Raw genomic sequence first — 17,774 nt, forward strand, 5'->3', positions numbered from 1 at the left:
GCTCACGGGGGCAGGTCCGCGAGGAACCCCTCCGCGACCGGGCGGTCGGCGAGGACGCGGCGCCCGTTGCGGTCGTGGCCGGCGAAGGCCAGCCCCGCCTTCTCCGCGACGCGTTCGGACGCCCGGTTGGCGGGTTCCATCCGCGCGATCACCGGTGTCCCGCGGTCGGCGCGGTGCGCTGCGCCGACCGCGTGCCGCGCGAGGGCCGAGGCCCACCCGCGCCCCCACCGGTCCGGGGCGAACCGGTAGTACAGGTTGAACACCCGCGCCGATCCGGCCGCCAGGTACCGCGGGCCGCCGAAACCGGCGATGCTCCCGGGACCTCCCCCTCCGGGGTTCCCCCGCGCACCCACCTCTCCCGGCGCACCGGTCTCTCCCGGAACATCCGGGGAGGCCGTCACCGTCCAGTAACCGATGCCGCAGCGCCGCCAGTCGTCGATCCACTCCTCCAGCAGGGCTCGGCCCTCCTCGCGGTCGCGCAGCGGCCCGCGCGGGTTGTGCCGGTTCGTCCGCGGATCGCCGTGGATGGCGAGGAGGGCTTCCAGGTCGGACGGGCGCGGCTGCCGGACGCGGAACCCTCGGCCTGCTTCTGCCATCGTCACCCTCCTCGAGCGCTTCGCGCGGACGCGCCCCGGACGCGCGGCCTCCCCCCGATCATGCCCCACACCGCTCTTGCGCAGGTGTTCCGCGCTGGAGGTGCGCAGCGGAGCGCGTGTCCCCCGGTCCCCACGAGGACCGCCACCGGGTGCACCGGCCGCTCGGCGGACCGGTACCGGCGGTCCGCGCTCCTCTTCGACGCCATCGCCCGTGCGGTCCCACATCGCCTTGCGCAGGCGTTTTGTGCTGACGGCACAAACGGAGGCGGGCACGCTCATCGTGTGGGAATGATGCGTCGCCCAGCGGTGCGACGGATCGTGACACGCGACACCGAGGGAAAGGATCGACCGTGCGCATCGCTGTACCGCGCGAGATCAAGAACAACGAGTACCGGGTCGCGCTCACCCCGGCGGGTGTGCACGAGCTGACCACCCGCGGGCACGAGGTCTTCGTGGAGGCCGAGGCGGGGGCGGGCTCGTCCATCCCGGACGACGACTTCCTGGCCGCGGGCGCGAAGGTGCTGCGGCAGCACGAGGACGTCTGGTCGGAGGGCGAGCTCGTCCTCAAGGTCAAGGAGCCGATCCCGGAGGAGTACCCGCACCTGCGGCGGGGCCAGGTGCTGTTCACCTACCTGCACCTGGCCGCGTCGGAGGAGCTCACCCGGGCGGTGCTGACCGCGGGCGTCACCGGCATCGCCTACGAGACCGTGCAGCTGGCCGACGGCACCCTGCCCCTGCTCGCCCCCATGAGCGAGGTGGCCGGGCGCCTCGCGCCGCAGGTCGGCGCGCACTCGCTGATGCGGCCGAGCGGCGGGCGCGGCATGCTGCCCAGCGGCGTGCCGGGCGTCCCGCCGGCCCGCGTGGTCGTCATCGGCGGCGGGGTCGCCGGGCTCAACGCCGCGCGCATCGCCCTCGGCATGGGCGCGGACGTGCAACTGCTGGACACCAACGTCGCCAAGCTGCGCGAGATCGACAGGGCGTTCGGCGGCCGGATCACGACGGTGGCCTCCAACCGCTACGCCGTGGAGCAGGCGGTGCGCGAGGCGGACCTGGTCATCGGCGCCGTGCTCATCCCGGGGGCGAAGGCGCCGAAGCTCGTGTCCAACGAGCTCGTGGCGGCGATGAAACCGGGCAGCGTGCTCGTGGACATCGCCATCGACCAGGGCGGCTGCTTCGCCGATTCGCACCCGACGACGCACGACGAGCCGACCTACCGGGTGCACGACTCGGTGTTCTACTGCGTGGCGAACATGCCGGGCGCGATGCCGAACACCTCCACGCACGCGCTGACCAACGTCACCCTGCCGTACGTGCTGCGCGTGGCCGACCAGGGATGGCGGCAGGCCTGCCTGGAGGACGCGGCGCTGGCCGACGGCCTCAACGCCCACGACGGCGTGCTGACGAACGAGGCGGTGGGAACGGCCCACGGGATCGCCGCGACGGCGGTGGGCGACGTGCTCGAGTAGGGGCCCGCCGCGCCGGCGGGCGCGCACCGCAGGGCCCCACCGGCACCGGGTGATGTCGCCCCTCCGGCAGTTGCGGAGGGAACACGCGGGGAACGAAGAGGGCGGCCCGCTCAACCGGCCTGGGGGTCACCGGGAGCGGGCCGCCACCACTCAGTGTAGGTCACGTGGCGGCGTTTGCCGAGAATCAGCAACCGCTCGGGGGCGTGATTTTGCTTCAGAATCGATACAGGTTCTATCGGGTGAAAACGCGCCCCCTCCCGTGAGGCGCACGTCACACACCGGCGCCACCCGCCGGGAACTCCGCGGCGGTCCGGCAGGATGGGCACCGGCCCGCACCGCTGCGCGGGCCGGTCCGGACAAGGAGGGGCGTGTGCACGACAACAGCGGCCGGATCGTGGTGCAGGGACTCACGAAGAGCTTCGGTCCGATCCACGCGGTGCACGACCTGAGCTTCGCCGTCCGCCCCGGCCTCGTGACCGGCTTCCTCGGGCCGAACGGCTCCGGCAAGACCACGACGCTGCGCATGATCCTCGGCCTGGTCAACCCGACCGGGGGTACCGCAACCGTGAACGGGCTGCCCTTCCACCGGCTGCCGCGGCCCGCCTCGGTCGTCGGCGCGGTGCTCGACGCGCAGAGCTTCCACCCCGGGCGCACCGCGCTCGACCACCTGCGCTGCTACGCCGCCGCCATGGGCGTCCCGGACGAGCAGGCCCGGCACGCGCTGCACCTCGTCGGGCTCAGCAGCGCCGCCCGGCGCAAGGCCGGAAGCTTCTCCCTCGGCATGCGGCAGCGGCTGGCGCTGGCCACCGCACTGCTCGGCGACCCGCAGATCCTCGTGCTCGACGAGCCCGCCAACGGCCTCGACCCCGAGGGCATCGCGTGGCTGCGGAACTTCCTGCGCACGTTCGCCGCCAGCGGCCGCACCGTGCTCGCCTCCAGCCACCTGCTCCGCGAGATGGAGCACACCGTGGACCACGTGGTCATCATCAGCCGCGGCCAGTGCGTCTACGACGGGCACCTCGACCAGCTGCGCGCCGCGCAGCGCACCCGCGCGCTCGTGCGCGCCTCCGACCCGGCCGCGCTCGTCACCGCGCTGGCCGAGCACGGCCTGGGCCAGGAGCAGCTGCCCGACGGGCGGATCGCCGTGACCGGCGCGGACTCCCGCACCATCGCCGAGATCGCCCTGGGCGCCGGAGTCGCGCTGCACGAGGCCGCCACCGAGCAGGTGGACCTGGAGCAGCTGTTCTTCCAGCTCACCAGCGGCCAGTACGCGGGGGACCAACCGCCGGGAGGTGCGCACGGGCCGCCCCCGCACGGAGGACAGCCACCGCAGGGAGGAGCCGGGGCGTGGGGACCTCCCGGACCGCCCCCGTCCGGCCAGTCCCCGCACGGTCCCGGTATCGGAGGTAACGCGTGATGGGCGGGCTCGTCCGCGCCGAAATCCGCAAGATCGCCACCACGCACCTGTGGTGGGCGCTGCTCGTCCCGGTGACGGTGCTCAGCTTCCTCGCGGGCTGGCTCGGCACGGCCCTCGGCACGCTCAACGAGCTGGAGCAGGCGTTCGGGGGGACGCTGCCGCTCGGGCTGCTGACGGTGTCCATGGCGACGAACTTCAGCACGATCTTCGCCGCCCTGTTCGGCGCGATGGCCGTCTCCGGCGAGCACTGGAACCGCAGCATCACCACCACGTTCCTCACCGGCAACCCGCGCGGCGCCGTCCTCGGCGCCAAACTGCTCGTCTACGCGGGCGCAGGTCTGGTCTACGGGCTGGTCAACGTCCTGTGCTCCAGCATCGGCGCGCTGGTCGGCGCGGGCCTGGAGGGCTTCGGCCGCCCGCTCGACTGGTTCACCGTCGGCGGCGCGGGCGTGCTGGTGATGATCCTGTGGACGCTGCTCGGCGTCGGCCTCGGCGCGCTGATCGCCAACTCCGTGGCCTCGATCTTCGTCCTCCTGCTGTACCGGTTCCCGGTGGAGTCCATGCTGGCCTCGTTCCTGACGAGCTCCGGCAACGTCACGGCGAACGCGATCAGCGCGTACCTGCCCGCCTCCGCGGCGGGCGGCGTGGTGGGCAACATCGCCGTGCCGGTCTTCCTCGCGGAGCTCTCCGGAACCGCGGAGCTCCCCGGATCCGCGCGGGGCTCCGTGCCGCCGGGGGTCGTCGAAACGCTGCACCTGTTCGCCGGCGGCAGCAGCGGGCACCCGTGGTGGGCGAGCCTGCTGACCTTCGCCGCCTACACCGCGGCGATCGTCCTGCTCGGCTGGGCCGCCAGCCGCCGCCGCGACGTCCTCTGAAAAGCGTTTGCCACTTCCTCCCCGCGCACCGCTTCCGCGGCCCAGCTGCCCGGACCAGCGGCACCCCCGTGCCGCTGCGCGCGGTCGGCGAGCTCACACCGCCGCGGCGGGCCGGCCGCCGATGTCGGCGAAGCGGCCTAACCTGGCGAGGTGAAGGATTCCGGCACGGCGCAGATCGAGGCGACGAACACCACGCAGGACGAGTCCGGCGGACCCGCTTCCCCGCGCCGGGCGGCGGGGGGCTGGATCCGCCGGTTGTCCGCCGCCTGCTGGCGCCACCCCGCGGCGCTGGTGCTCGCGCTGGGCGCGGCGGGCACCGCGGTCGGGCTGGAAGCCCTCGTCCCGCTGCTGACCAAGCGCGCCGTGGACGAAGCCGTCCGCGGCTCCACCGGGAGCCTGCCCTGGATCGTCGGCGCGCTGCTCGGCCTGGGGCTGTTCCGCTTCGGCGCGGCCTTCGTCCGCCGCTACAGCGCGGGCCGGCTCGCCCTCGACGTGCAGCACGACCTGCGCCGCGCCGTGTTCGGCGCGGTGCAGCGCCTCGACGGCGGCAAGCAGGACGCGATGCGCACCGGCCAGGTCGTGTCCCGGTCCATCAGCGACCTGCAGCTGATCAACGCGCTGCTGTCCATGCTGCCGATGGCGCTGGGCTCGCTGGTGCTCGGCGTCATCTCCCTCGGGGCCATGCTGTGGCTGTCACCGCTGCTGACCGTGGTCTCGCTGACCGTGGCGCCGCTGATCGCCGTGGTCTCCGCCCGCAGCAAGAAGACGCTGTTCCCCGCGACCTGGTCGGCGCAGCAGCGCGCCGCCGAGATCGCCCAGCAGGTCGAGGAGAACGTCACCGGCGTCCGCGTGGTCAAGGGCTTCGGGCAGCAGGCCCGCGAAGTCGGGGCGCTGGAGTCCCGCGCCCGGCGGCTGTTCGCCGAGCGGCTGCGGGCCGCGCGCATGACGTCCCTGCCCGCGGCGAGCCTGTCCGCGCTTCCCTCGGCCGGGCAGATCGGCGTGCTCGGCCTCGGCGGCTGGATGGCGCTGCAGGGACAGGTCAGCCTGGGCACGTTCGTCGCCTTCGCCGGCTACGTGTCGATGCTGGCCGGGCCCGCGCGGATGCTGTCCAGCATCATCATCCAGACCCAGCTGGCCCGGGCGGGCGTGGAGCGCATCCACGAGATCATCGACTCGCAGCCGGAGGTCACCGACCGACCCGGCGCGGTCGACGTGCCGGACGGACCGCTCGAGGTCCGGCTCGACGGCGTCACCTTCGGCTACACCCGCGACCAGCCGGTGCTGCGCGACGTGTCGCTGCGGGTGCGCCCCGGCGAGACCCTGGCGCTGGTGGGGCCGGCGGGCTCCGGCAAGTCCACCGTCTCGCTGCTGCTCCCCCGCTTCTACGACCCGCACGGTGGCGCGCTGCGCCTCGGCCCGCCCGGCGAGGGCGACCGTGATCTGCGCGACCTGCGCCTGGCCTCGCTGCGCTCGGCGGTGGGCGTGGTGTTCGAGGAGGCGTTCCTGTTCTCGGACTCGGTGCGCGGCAACATCGCCTACGGGCGGCCGGAGGCCACCGACGCCGAGGTCCGCGCCGCGGCCGAGGCCGCCGAGGCGCACGAGTTCATCAGCGCCCTGCCCGAGGGATACGACACGGTCGTCGGCGAACGCGGGCACACCCTCTCGGGCGGGCAGCGCCAGCGCGTGGCCCTGGCCCGCGCGCTGCTGTCCGACCCGCGCGTGCTCATGCTCGACGACGCCACCTCGGCGGTCGACCCGACGACGGAAGCGGCCATCCACAGCACGCTGCGCTCGGTCATGCGCACGCGGGCGACGCTGCTCGTGGCGCACCGCCGGTCCACGCTGGCCCTCGCCGACCGGATCGCCGTGCTCGACGCGGGCCGAGTCGTCGACGTGGGCACGCAGGAGGAGCTCCAGCAGCGGTGCTCGCTGTTCCGCTCGCTGCTCGCCTCCCCGCACGGCGCGCTCGACGCGCGCCACGACCAGGACGCCGCGGGCCTCGACGAGCCGGGGCCGGACGGGACGACGCCGCGGTTGTGGCCGGAACCGGAACCGGACGAGACCGTCGAGGCCGTCCGGGCCGCGGGTGCGGCCGGGGCCGGGGGCTCCTCCGGGCACGGCGCGCCCGGGGCGGACGGGCACTCCACCGAGGAGCTGGAGCGGGGGCTGCGCCGCCTGCCCGCGGCCACCGACGAGCCGCGGCTGCCCGGTGCCGACCCGACGGCCCCCGACCCGCACTTCCGCCTGAGCCGCACGCTGCGCCTGGTCCGGTGGGGGCTGCTGCTGACCGTGCTGCTCGTCGCCGCCGACGCGCTGACAGCGGTGGCGCTGCCCTCGCTGGTGCGCGTGGGCATCGACGACGGGGTCACCAGCGGCAACGCGGACGTGGTGTGGCTGGTCACCGCGATCGGGGCGGTGCTCGTGGCGGCGGGCTGGCTGTTCGTCAAGCTGCAGACGGTCGCGGCCTCGCGCGCCGGGGAGACCCTGCTGTACACGTTGCGGCTGCGCAGCTTCGCCCACCTGCAGCGGCTCGGGCTCGACTACTACGAGCGGGAGCTCGGCGGGCGGATCATGACGCGGATGACCACCGACGTCGACGCGCTGTCGACGTTCCTGCAGACCGGTCTGGCCACGGCGGTGGTCAGCCTGTTCACGCTGGTGGGCATCGCGGTCGCGCTGCTGGTCACGGACCTGGAGCTGGCGCTGGTGGCCATGGCGGTGCTGCCGGTGCTGGTGGTGGCCACGGTGATCTTCCGCCGGCTGTCCTCGGTGGCCTACGCGGAGGCCCGCGAGCGGGTGAGCACGGTCAACGCGGACATGCAGGAGAACGTGGCCGGGCTGCGGGTCGCCCAGTCGCACGGCCGGGAGAAGCACTCGGCCAGGCAGTTCTCGCGGCGCAGCGACGCCTACCGCCGCTCCCGCCTGCGGGCGCAGCGCTACATCGCCACGTACTTCCCGTTCGTGGCGTTCCTGTCCGAGGTGGCCCAGGCGGTCGTGCTCGGCGTGGGCGCGACGCGGGTGGCCGCGGGCGAGATGACGGCCGGGGTGCTCGTGGCGTTCATGCTGTACCTGACCCAGTTCTTCTCCCCGATCCAGCAGCTGTCCGGCGTGTTCGACCAGTACCAGCAGGCGAGCGTGGGCCTGCGGCGCATCGGCGAGCTGCTGCGCACCCCGACGTCCGTCCCGCGGCCGCGGGACCCGGTGCCCGTGCCGGAGCAGTTGCGCGGCGAGATCGAGCTGCGCGGGGTGTCCTTCCGCTACCCGGGCAGCTCGGAGGAGGCGCTGCGCGAGGTGTCGCTGCACGTCTCCCCCGGCGAGACGGTGGCGTTCGTGGGGGCCACCGGTGCGGGCAAGTCCACGCTGATCAAGCTGCTCGCCCGCTTCTACGACCCCACCGCGGGCGCGGTGCTCGCCGACGGGGTGGACGTGCGGCGCTACGACCCGGACGCCTTCCACCGGAGGACGGCGATCGTGCCGCAGGAGGGGCACCTGTTCTCCGGGGAGGTCGCCGACAACATCGCCTACGGGCGGCCCGGCGCACCCGCCGCGCGGATCGAGGGCGCCGCTCGCGACGTGGGCGCGCTGCCCGGCATCGCGCAGCTGCAGCGCGGCTTCCGCCAGCGGACCGGGGAGCGCGGCAGGGAGCTCTCGGCGGGCCAGCGGCAGCTGGTGGCGCTGGCCCGGGCCGAGCTCGTGGAGCCCGACGTGCTGCTGCTGGACGAGGCCACGGCCGCGCTGGACCCGGCCACGGAGGCGCTGGTGACCGACGCGAGCAGGCGCGTGACGCAGCGGCGCACGACGTTCCTGGTGGCGCACCGGCTGGCCACTGCGGCGCGGGCGGACCGCATCGTCGTGGTCGCCGGCGGCCGGATCGCCGAGCAGGGCACGCACGAGCAGCTGCTGCGGCGGCGGGGGCGGTACGCGCAGCTGTGGCGCTCCTCCGGCAGCGACACCGCCGGAGCCGGCGAGGAGGCCGCGGACGAGTCCCACATCGCGTAGCCGGGGACTCGGGAGCCGGGGACTCGGGATCCCGCGGATCGGCTGTTGAGGGCGGGTGGATGGGTAGCTGGGAGGAACCTCCGGCGTCGCCTCGCCGCGTCGCCTCGCCGCGTCGCCTCGCCGCGTCGCCTCGCTGCGGGTGCCGGCGCGCCGGCACGTCCGAGGCGGAAGCAGTACTCCGAACGGGTGCTGGACCGATTCCGGCGGGCATGTGCGCCCCTCACCCGAGCGGAGGCCCGGCTCACACCGGTGCGCTGTTGAAACCCCTCCCCCAGAATGGCCGATAATCGGACACCAGCGCGTACCAGCAGCCGACGTGATCGAGGTCATGCGCAGGATTCGCACAGCAGACGGCTCCCCGTCGCGGCTCCGCGAGGCGGAGAACGGCGCAACCCGACACGTCCCGTTTCCTGAACGATTCCGTCGGCACCACCCGGCCCCGGTGGCCGCGGTGTGACACGCACCCGGATCGGACCGTTAGCCTGGTACGTGAGTGTCTGTCAATCCCGAGCATATGGATCGAGGCGAACGCCAGCCGTGTCCAGCAGCAGCCCTGCGTCACAGTTCGGCCCCAATGAGTGGTTGATCGAGGAGATGTACGAGCAGTACCTCCGCGATCCCGCCTCCGTAGACTCTGCGTGGCACGAGTTCTTCGCTGACTACAAGCCGGGCCAAGCATCCACCGAGAAATCCGCCGGCCAAGCCGCGGCCAGCGCTTCGGCAACGCAGCAAAGCGCGCAGACCGCGACAGCGACCGCCGCCAGCACGGGGACGAACGGTCAGGTTCCCTCGACGTCGACGACCTCCGGTCCGGCCGACTCCGGTGCGGCCGGCAGCACCGGCTCGACGGGCACGTCGACCGACGGCCGCAAGCCCGCCGACCAGTCGGCCCGGACCGCCCCGTCCGCGGCGTCGAGCGAATCCGCATCCCCCTCCCAGTCCGCGGCGTCCCAGTCCGCGGCATCCCAGCCTGCGGCGTCCCAGTCCGCGGCGAAGCCCTCGCCCACCGAGGCGGCCAAGGCCGCACCGGTGAAGGAGGCCCCGGCCGGCGAAGATGTGCAAACCCTGCGCGGTCCGGCCGCCGCGATCGCCAAGAACATGGACCAGTCGCTGACCGTGCCCACCGCGACCAGCGTGCGGGCGGTTCCGGCGAAGCTCCTGTTCGACAACCGGATCGTCATCAACAACCACCTCAAGCGCAACAAGGGCGGCAAGGTCTCGTTCACGCACCTGATCGGCTACGCGCTGGTGCGCGCGCTGCGGGACTTCCCGAACATGAACCGCCACTACGGCGAGGACGCCAAGGGCAAGCCCGCCGCGATCACCCCCGAGCACGTCAACCTGGGCCTGGCGATCGACATGCCCGGCAAGGACGGCTCGCGCAACCTCGTCGTGGCCTCCATCAAGGGCTGCGAGGAGATGAGCTTCCAGCAGTTCTGGCAGGCCTACGAGGACATCATCCGCAAGGCCCGGAACAACCAGCTCACCGCCGAGGACTTCGCCGGCACGACGATCTCGCTGACGAACCCGGGCCCGTCCGGCACGAACCACTCGGTGCCGCGGCTGACCAAGGGGCAGAGCGCCATCATCGGCGTGGGCGCGATGGACTACCCGGCCGAGTTCCAGGGCGCCAGCGAGAAGACCCTCATCGACATGGGGATCAGCAAGATCGTCACGCTGACCTCCACCTACGACCACCGGGTCATCCAGGGCGCCGAGTCCGGCGAGTTCCTGCGCAAGATGCACGAACTGCTCCTCGGCGAGGACGGGTTCTACGACGAGGTCTTCGCCTCGCTGCGCATCCCGTACGAGCCGGTGCGCTGGACCCAGGACATCCCCGAGGGCGCGGTCGACAAGACCGCGCGGGTGCTGGAGCTTATCGACGCCTACCGCACCCGCGGCCACCTCATGGCCGACATCGACCCGCTCAACTACCGCCAGCGGCGGCACGAGGACCTCGACGTCCTCTCGCACGACCTGACCCTGTGGGACCTCGACCGCGAGTTCGCGGTCGGCGGTTTCGCCGGTCAGGAGTACATGAAGCTGCGGGACGTGCTCGGTGTGCTGCGCGACTCCTACTGCCGCTCGGTCGGCGTGGAGTACATGCACATCCTCGAGCCGGACGAGCGGGAGTGGATCCAGCAGCGGGTGGAGAAGCCCCACCACAAGCCGGACCAGAGCGAGCAGAAGTACATCCTGTCCAAGCTCAACGCCGCCGAGGCGTTCGAGACGTTCCTGCAGACGAAGTACGTCGGGCAGAAGCGGTTCTCCCTCGAGGGCGCGGAGACCGTCGTGCCGCTGCTGGACTCGGTGCTCGACGCCTCGGCCGAGCACGAGCTGGACGAGGTCGTCGTCGGCATGCCGCACCGCGGGCGGCTGAACGTGCTCGCCAACATCGTCGGCAAGCCGATCTCGCAGATCTTCCGCGAGTTCGAGGGCAACCTCGACCCCGGCCAGGCGCACGGCTCGGGTGACGTGAAGTACCACCTCGGCGCCGAGGGCAAGTACTTCCGCATGTTCGGCGACGGCGAGACGAAGGTCTCGCTGACCTCCAACCCCTCGCACCTCGAGGCGGTCAACCCGGTGCTCGAGGGCATCGTCCGCGCCAAGCAGGACATCCTCGACAAGGGCAACGACGGCTTCACCGTCCTGCCGGTCCTGCTGCACGGCGACGCCTCGTTCGCCGGCCAGGGCGTGGTCGCCGAGACGCTGAACCTGTCGAAGCTGCGCGGGTACCGCACCGGCGGCACCATGCACGTCATCGTCAACAACCAGGTCGGCTACACCACCGCGCCGGAGTACGGCCGGTCGAGCAAGTACTGCACCGACGTGGCCAAGACGATCGGCGCGCCGGTGTTCCACGTCAACGGCGACGATCCGGAGGCCTGCGTCTGGGTCGCCCGGCTGGCCGTGGAGTACCGCCGCGCGTTCGGCAAGGACGTCGTCATCGACATGGTCTGCTACCGCCGCCGCGGCCACAACGAGGGCGACGACCCGTCGATGACCCAACCGCGGATGTACGACGCGATCGACCAGATGCGCAGCGTCCGCAAGGTCTACACCGAGTCGCTCATCGGCCGCGGCGACATCACCGTGGACGAGGCCGAGACCGCGCTGAAGGACTACGCCAGCCAGCTGGAGCACGTGTTCAACGAGGTGCGCGAGCTGGAGAAGCAGCCGCCGGAACCGAGCCCCTCGGTGGAGTCCGAGCAGCAGGTGCCCACGGGGCTGTCCACGGCGATCTCCCGGGAGACGCTGGAGCACATCTCCGACTCGCAGACCGAGCTGCCCGCGGGCTTCACCCCGCACCCGCGCGTGAAGCCCGTGCTGGAGCGCCGCTCCAAGATGGGCCGCGAGGGCGGCATCGACTGGGCCTTCGGCGAACTGCTCGCGTTCGGCTCGCTGGCCGTGGAGGGCCGCCCGGTGCGGCTGGCCGGCCAGGACTCGCGGCGCGGCACGTTCGGCCAGCGGCACTCGGTGCTCATCGACCGCAAGAGCGGTGAGGAGTACACGCCGCTGCAGAACCTCTCCGCCGACCAGGCGAAGTTCCTCGCCTACGACTCGGCGCTGTCCGAGTTCGCCGCCGTCGGCTTCGAGTACGGCTACTCCGTGGCCCACCCGAACGCCCTGGTGGCCTGGGAGGCGCAGTTCGGCGACTTCTTCAACGGTGCGCAGCCCATCATCGACGAGTTCGTCTCCTCCGGTGAGGCCAAGTGGGGGCAGCGCTCCGACGTGGTGCTGCTGCTGCCGCACGGCCACGAGGGCCAGGGCCCGGACCACAGCTCGGCGCGCATCGAGCGGTGGCTGCAGCTGTGCGCCGAGGGCTCGATGACCGTGGCGCTGCCGTCGACCCCTGCGAACTACTTCCACCTGCTGCGCCGGCACGCCCTCGACGGCATCCACCGGCCGCTGGTGGTGTTCACGCCGAAGTCGATGCTGCGCATGAAGGCGGCGACGAGCCCGGTGGAGGACTTCACCGAGGGCAAGTTCACCTCCGTGCTGGACGACCCGGCGCAGCCGGACCCCGCGCAGGTGCGGCGCGTGGTGATGTGCTCCGGCAAGCTCTACTACGAGCTGGCCGCCCACCGCGACGAGCAGGGCATCACCGACACGGCGATCGTGCGGCTGGAGCAGCTCTACCCGCTGCCGCACCGCAAGATCGGCAAGATGCTGGAGCGCTACTCCAACGCCGACGTGGTCCGCTGGGTGCAGGAGGAACCGGCCAACCAGGGTGCGTGGCCGTTCCTCGGCCTGTCCCTGCCGGAGCTGTTCCCCGAGCTGCAGGGCAAGCTGCAGCGGGTGTCGCGGCGTCCGATGGCCGCCCCGGCCACCGGTCTGGCGAAGGTGCACGAGGTCGAGCAGACCGAGGTCGTGCAAAACGCCTTCGCCTGACCCGCACCGCACCGCCGCCGAGCCCCGCGCTGCGCGGCGGGTGATGCGACCGCACGGGCCGCCGGTCACCGCGACCGGCGGCCCGTTCCGCGTCGGGCGACCGGTTCCCCTCCGCGGACTCCCCCAGAGCCTGTTCCTGAACCCCCTCCGTTGCGAGCGGGGTTCAGCGTGGATGCCTCGCGAGGCGGAGGGGGGAAGCGTGGCGGAGCCGCGGTGACCGGCGACAGCGCTGCGAGGCGCCGCGCCGGCCCCGCGCAGCAGGTACGCGAGGTCGAGGAACGAGCTCTCAGTCCCGGTCCAGCACGTGCGCCAGCTGCGCCCGCGAGGTGATGTCGAGCTTCGGGAAGACCTTGTACAGGTGGTAGCCCACGGTCCGCGGGCTCAGCGCCAGCTTCGCCGCGATCTGCCGGTTCGTCATCCCCTCCGCCGCCAGCAGCGCGATCTCCCGCTCCTGCGGGGTCAGCGGGGCCCCGGGGTCCGACTGGTGCGTCTCGCCGGAGGCGCGCAGCTCCGCGTGCGCCGCCCGGCGCCACTCCTCCGCCCCGAGCCGCTCGAAACGCCCCTCCGCGGCGCGCAGGTACGCGCGGGCCCGCTGCTCCTGCTTCCTGCGGCGCAGCCACGCCCCGTAGCGCAGTTCCACCCGCCCGGTGCACAGCACCCGACCGCTGTCCGCGGCCAGCTCCAGGGCCCGGGCGTACCACTCGTCCGCGTCATCGCCGGCGAGGAGGGCCCGGCACAGCGCCAGGTCCTGCCGCGCCCACGCGGCCGCGCCGCGCTCCACCCAGCCCGCGAAGTCCTCCACGGCCGCCGCGGCCTCGTCCCCGGCGCCGGCGCGCACCGCCGCGTCCACGTAGTCCGCGGTGGCCAGGCGCCGCAGCGTCGCCCGCTGCGGCGTTGCCGGGTCCCGCACCGCCCACCGCAGGTGCTCGCAGGCCTCACCGGGACGTCCCCGCGTCAGCGCGGCCAGTCCGCGGACCCACGGCACCATGGCGGGTTCGCGCACGTTCGCGTCGTCCTCGCCGCAGCGCAGCGCTGCGTCCACGAGTCCGGTGCAGTGCTCCTCCGCACCGCGGGCGGCCGCGATCCACGCCCGGCACAGCAGCGAATCCGCCCGCAGCGCGTGGTGGCCGAGCTCCTCGGCCAGCTCGGCGCCGGCGACCGCGTGCTCCGCGGCCCGGTCCCAGCGCCCCAGCGCCAGCTCCGCCGCGGCGGTCTTCAGCAGCAGCAGCGCCCGCGTGCTCGGCGCGCCCAGCACCGCCTCGCTGTCCAGCAGCGCGGAGAACAACCGCGCGTAGTCCTCCTCCTCGCCGAGGAACATCGGCAGCAGCGGCGGCGGCCAGGACTTCGGGTGCAGCGCATCCGACGGGCGCGCCCACCAGGCCAGTTCGCGCAGCGCAGCGCTGTGCTCCGGCACCGGTGCGCTGTTGCCGTCGAGCACCTGCTCCAACGCGCCGACGGCAGCGGCGAACCCGGGTTCCACGGCACCGCGCAGGCGGCGCACCGCCCGGTGCAGCGAATCCACCGACACCGTGTTCCACCCGGCGTTGATGACGGTGACCAGCAGCCGGAACGCGTGCTCCGCCCCGCCCGGCTCCGGGTCGGGTTCGGTGGGGAGCAGCCACCAACCGCGGGTCCACGAGTCGCGGAAACCGTGGATGACCGCGCGGATGACCGCCGCGGAGGTGCGCGCGTCCGCGCCGCGCGGCTCCGCGCGGTCGAGCAGGCGCAGCGCGTGCTCGCTGTAGCCCGCCAGCCAGGCGAGTTCGGCGGCGATGATGCGGTACCGGTCGCGGTCGGACCGCTCGGCGGCCAGTTCGGTCGCGCGCACCGCCGCGGCGTGGGCGTCCAGCAGGTGGCCGCCGCGCGCCAGCGGCACGGTCGCCGCGGCCAGTTCGGTCGCCGCCCGCTCCGGCGCGCGCACCGCCCCCGCCAGGGCGCGGGCGCGGGCGACCGGCCACTCGTCGGCGTCGAGCGCGCGCACCAGGGCGCTGCAGACCCGCTCGGTCTCGGCGGTGGTCCCCGCGTGGCGCACCGCGGCGGCGGTCAGCGGTTCCGCCCATTCGGCCCCGCGCACCACGCCGGCGCGTTCGGCCGGCGCCAGTTCGTCCGGTCCCAGCCCGAGCTCCGCCGCCGCCCGCGCGCACGCGCCGTACTCGGGCGGGCCGTGCGCCAGCAGCAGCAACCAGGTGCGCGCGGACCCGTCGAGCACGTCCCAGTCGGGGGCGAACACGGCGCGCCCGGCCGGGCCGAGCCGGACCTGCCGGGGCAGCGGCGCGGACCCGGCGAGTTCGGCCTCGCCCAGCTCCGCGGCGAACTCCCGCAGCACCAGCGGGTTCCCGCGGGCCAGGCGCAGCATCTCGGTGCGCACCGCCGGTCTCGCCGCGGGCACGATCCCCGCGGCCCCGGATTCGTCCACTCCGGACAGCTCGCGGCGCGGCAGGCGGGCCAGCCCGGCGGGCAGCCGGGAGCGCGCGTCGGCGGCGAGCACGACCCACACGCGCCGGCCCCGCGCGCCGCGCGCGAGGTGCGCCAGCAGCTCCGCCGAGGCGCTGTCGACGCGGTGCGCGTCGTCGACGGCGAGCAGCACGGGTGCGCGCTCGGCCAGCCGCTGCCGCACCGGGTCCCCGGGGCGCACCTCAGCGCCGAGCAGGGCGCCGGCCACCGCGCCGGGCGCGCGCGCCTCGGTGGGGCCGCCCGCCGCCCACAGCACCTCCGCTCCGCGCGCGGTGCGGGCGTGCTCGGCCACGTCGCGCAGCAGCGCGGTCTTGCCGACCGCCCTGCCGCCGGCGACGAGCCAACCGCCGCCGGGCGCGGCGAGCGCGTCCCGGGCGTACCGGATCTCGTCACCGAAGGTGCTCATCGCAGGACCTCCCGGGCGCACACGTTAGCCCACCCGTGCGATCTGCGGGGACCGCCGCGGTGACCAGTCATCCGACTGATGCGACCTGCCTCACCCGCGACGCAGACTGAGGACCGGGCCCGCTGGGCCCGGCAACCCGAAGACTGCCGCACGACCCGAAGACCGGAGGCCACATGACCACCGCAGCGACGCGGTATCCGGTGGGCACCAGCGAGGACGTCCCCGAAGGGGGGCGCTACGTCGTCGACGTCGCGGGCACCACCATCGGCATCTTCCGCTTCCAGGGAGCTCTCTACGCCTACGAGAACCGGTGCCCGCACCAGGGCGGGCCGGTGTGCCAGGGGCGGCTCGTCTCCCGCGTCCGCGAAGTGCTCGACGACGAGCGGCGCAGCCGGGGCATGGACTTCGACGAGGACGAGCTGCACATCGTCTGCCCCTGGCACGGCTTCGAGTACGACGTCACCACCGGCAGCCACCCGGGCAAGCAGCAGATCCGCCTGCACGACGTCCCGGTCGCCGAGGAGGAGGGCCGCGTTTATGTCACCGTCTGAATCCGGCTCCGCGCCGGCGTCCGAGTTCGGCGAGCTGTGCCGCCGGGTGCGCGACGGAGCCGACGAGCTCCTCCGCACCGGCGGGGTGGCCGACGTCCCGGCGGAGGACCTGCGCGCGCTCGTCAGCGCGGCCACGCGGCTGTACGCCACGGCCAACGAGGACGCCGACGAGGCGACTCCCCCGCTCGAGGACGGCGTGAGCACCACCGAAGCGGTCGTGCTCGCCACCGCGCTGCTCAAGGCCCAGGACCTCAACCCGTTCGACCTCGCGCTGTGGTTCTCCCGCAGCCGCACGGCCGGCTGACTGGTGGAAGGAGGAGCCGTGACCGACGCGAACACCGCGCAGCCGCGCGCGACGCAGGAGATCACCACCCGCACCGACTCGCGGGAGATCCTGGCCAACGCCCGCCTGGACACCGAGCGGTACGGGCTGGACGACTACTTCATCGTCGACGTGGACTCGCACCACGTCGAACTCGACTCGTGGCCGCAGATCATCGAGCGCATCGAGGACCCGGTGCTGCGCGACAGCGGCCAGCAGATGATGCGGAACTGGCCGAACGCGAGCAACGTCGCGCTGAGCAACCACCCGCCCGGGTTGACCCAGCAGGACGTCAGCGGCCGGATCCTGCACCAGGCCAGCCTCGCCGAGCCGGTGACGGACGAGGAGGTGCACCGGGACGTCACGCTGGTCCGCCGCGCGATGGACGCGATGAGCATCAACGTCCAGGTCGTGTTCCCGCAGCCGATGCTGGAAGTCGGGCTGCACCCGCAGCAGTCGGTGGCCACCCAGCTGATGAAGGCCTACAACAGCTGGTTCACCGAGACGATCCTGTCCGCGGACGGCCGGATCAAGACGATGCTGGGGTTGCCGTTCGACGATCCGGACGCCTCGTTGGAGACCATCCGGGAGTACGCCGACCACCCGGGCGTGATCGGCTTCCTGGTCACCAGCCAGCGCTCGGTGCGGGTGCACCAGAACTCCTACATGAAGGTCTACGCCGAGCTCGAGCGGCGCGGGATGCCGATCGGCTTCCACGCCGGGCCGAACCAGGGCGACTCGATGACCTCGATGATGAACCGGTTCCTCTCGGCCCACGCGCTGTCGTTCGCCACCTGCAACATGACGCACCTGACGAACTGGGTCATCAACGGCATCCCGGAGCGCTTCCCCGAGCTGAAGACGATCTGGATCGAGAGCGGGCTGGCCTGGATCCCGTTCCTGATGCAGCGGCTGGACCACCAGTACCTGATGCGCCAGTCCGACGCCCCGCTGCTGACCAAGCTGCCCAGCGACTACATGCGCGAGATGTACTACACCTCCCAGCCGATGGAGATCACCGACATGTCGCTGCTGGAGAGCACCTTCAAGGCGATGGACGCCGAGCACACGCTCATGTACTCCTCGGACTGGCCGCACTGGGACTTCGACGTGCCGGGCCGGATCATGGGCATCCCGTTCCTGTCCGAGCAGGGCAAGCAGAACATCCTCGGGGAGAACGCGCGCAAGGTCTTCAACCTGTGAACCGGCGTAGCCTCCCGGGAGAACGGTGCGCATGCCGGCGTTGCGTGCGCATCACGCACATTGCTGAGACGACCGGGCCGAGCGGCCCGGGGA

10 protein-coding genes are annotated in these 17,774 nt (G+C 73.1%); 8 read left to right on the forward strand and 2 right to left on the reverse strand.

Annotated elements, in window-relative coordinates:
* Positions 1 to 2: 2 nt before the first annotated feature.
* Positions 3 to 596 (reverse strand): GNAT family N-acetyltransferase, encoded by a 594-nt coding sequence (locus ACVGV0_RS19260; RefSeq protein WP_459157097.1) that lies wholly within the window; start codon positions 594 to 596, stop codon positions 3 to 5.
* 350 nt (positions 597 to 946) lie between these two features.
* Here ACVGV0_RS19260 and ald point away from each other — a divergent pair, with 350 nt between their 5' ends.
* The 5 genes from ald to ACVGV0_RS19285 all read left to right on the forward strand — a co-directional run bounded on the left by ald (position 947) and on the right by ACVGV0_RS19285 (position 12,745).
* Positions 947 to 2,062 carry an alanine dehydrogenase gene (ald, locus tag ACVGV0_RS19265; RefSeq protein WP_459157098.1) on the forward strand — a complete coding sequence of 372 codons (1,116 nt, stop codon included), beginning with the start codon at positions 947 to 949 and terminating at the stop codon, positions 2,060 to 2,062.
* 370 nt (positions 2,063 to 2,432) lie between these two features.
* Entirely contained in the window at positions 2,433 to 3,479 is a 1,047-nt protein-coding gene (locus ACVGV0_RS19270) for an ABC transporter ATP-binding protein (protein ID WP_459157099.1), read from the forward strand.
* Positions 3,479 to 4,354, forward strand: a complete 876-nt coding sequence (locus ACVGV0_RS19275; RefSeq protein ID WP_459157100.1) for an ABC transporter permease — start codon at positions 3,479 to 3,481, stop codon at positions 4,352 to 4,354. The genes ACVGV0_RS19270 and ACVGV0_RS19275 overlap by 1 nt, the downstream gene beginning before the upstream one ends.
* 174 nt (positions 4,355 to 4,528) lie before the next feature.
* Complete coding sequence (locus ACVGV0_RS19280; RefSeq protein WP_459160063.1) at positions 4,529 to 8,353, forward strand: ABC transporter ATP-binding protein; 3,825 nt, start codon at positions 4,529 to 4,531, stop codon at positions 8,351 to 8,353.
* Positions 8,354 to 8,947: 594 nt separating this feature from the next.
* Positions 8,948 to 12,745, forward strand: a complete 3,798-nt coding sequence (locus ACVGV0_RS19285) for a multifunctional oxoglutarate decarboxylase/oxoglutarate dehydrogenase thiamine pyrophosphate-binding subunit/dihydrolipoyllysine-residue succinyltransferase subunit (protein ID WP_459160064.1) — start codon at positions 8,948 to 8,950, stop codon at positions 12,743 to 12,745.
* Positions 12,746 to 13,031: 286 nt separating this feature from the next.
* Here ACVGV0_RS19285 and ACVGV0_RS19290 read toward each other — a convergent pair whose 3' ends face one another.
* Positions 13,032 to 15,605, reverse strand: a complete 2,574-nt coding sequence (locus ACVGV0_RS19290; RefSeq protein ID WP_459157101.1) for a helix-turn-helix transcriptional regulator — start codon at positions 15,603 to 15,605, stop codon at positions 13,032 to 13,034.
* Positions 15,606 to 15,778: 173 nt separating this feature from the next.
* Between ACVGV0_RS19290 and ACVGV0_RS19295 the strand changes: the two genes are divergently transcribed.
* The 3 genes from ACVGV0_RS19295 to ACVGV0_RS19305 are packed head-to-tail and all read left to right on the forward strand — an operon-like array spanning position 15,779 to position 17,681.
* On the forward strand, positions 15,779 to 16,156 hold the full coding sequence (locus ACVGV0_RS19295; RefSeq protein ID WP_459157102.1) for a Rieske (2Fe-2S) protein: 378 nt from the start codon (positions 15,779 to 15,781) through the stop codon (positions 16,154 to 16,156).
* The gene (locus ACVGV0_RS19300; RefSeq protein WP_459157103.1) at positions 16,143 to 16,460 is read left to right on the forward strand and encodes a hypothetical protein; all 318 of its coding nucleotides are present in this window, start codon (positions 16,143 to 16,145) and stop codon (positions 16,458 to 16,460) included. The genes ACVGV0_RS19295 and ACVGV0_RS19300 overlap by 14 nt, the downstream gene beginning before the upstream one ends.
* 18 nt (positions 16,461 to 16,478) lie before the next feature.
* Positions 16,479 to 17,681, forward strand: a complete 1,203-nt coding sequence (locus ACVGV0_RS19305; protein WP_459157104.1) for an amidohydrolase family protein — start codon at positions 16,479 to 16,481, stop codon at positions 17,679 to 17,681.
* Positions 17,682 to 17,774 lie beyond the last annotated feature (93 nt).

It is taken from the genome of Salinifilum ghardaiensis (assembly GCF_054491345.1).

Coding starts and splice junctions, on each gene's coding strand:
- ACVGV0_RS19260 (WP_459157097.1), bottom strand. CDS start 596: ATGGCAGAAGCAGGCCGAGGGTTCCGCGTCCGGCAGCCGCGCCCGTCC.
- ACVGV0_RS19275 (WP_459157100.1), top strand. CDS start 3,479: ATGGGCGGGCTCGTCCGCGCCGAAATCCGCAAGATCGCCACCACGCAC.
- ACVGV0_RS19285 (WP_459160064.1), top strand. CDS start 8,948: ATGTACGAGCAGTACCTCCGCGATCCCGCCTCCGTAGACTCTGCGTGG.
- ACVGV0_RS19290 (WP_459157101.1), bottom strand. CDS start 15,605: ATGAGCACCTTCGGTGACGAGATCCGGTACGCCCGGGACGCGCTCGCC.
- ACVGV0_RS19295 (WP_459157102.1), top strand. CDS start 15,779: ATGACCACCGCAGCGACGCGGTATCCGGTGGGCACCAGCGAGGACGTC.
- ACVGV0_RS19300 (WP_459157103.1), top strand. CDS start 16,143: ATGTCACCGTCTGAATCCGGCTCCGCGCCGGCGTCCGAGTTCGGCGAG.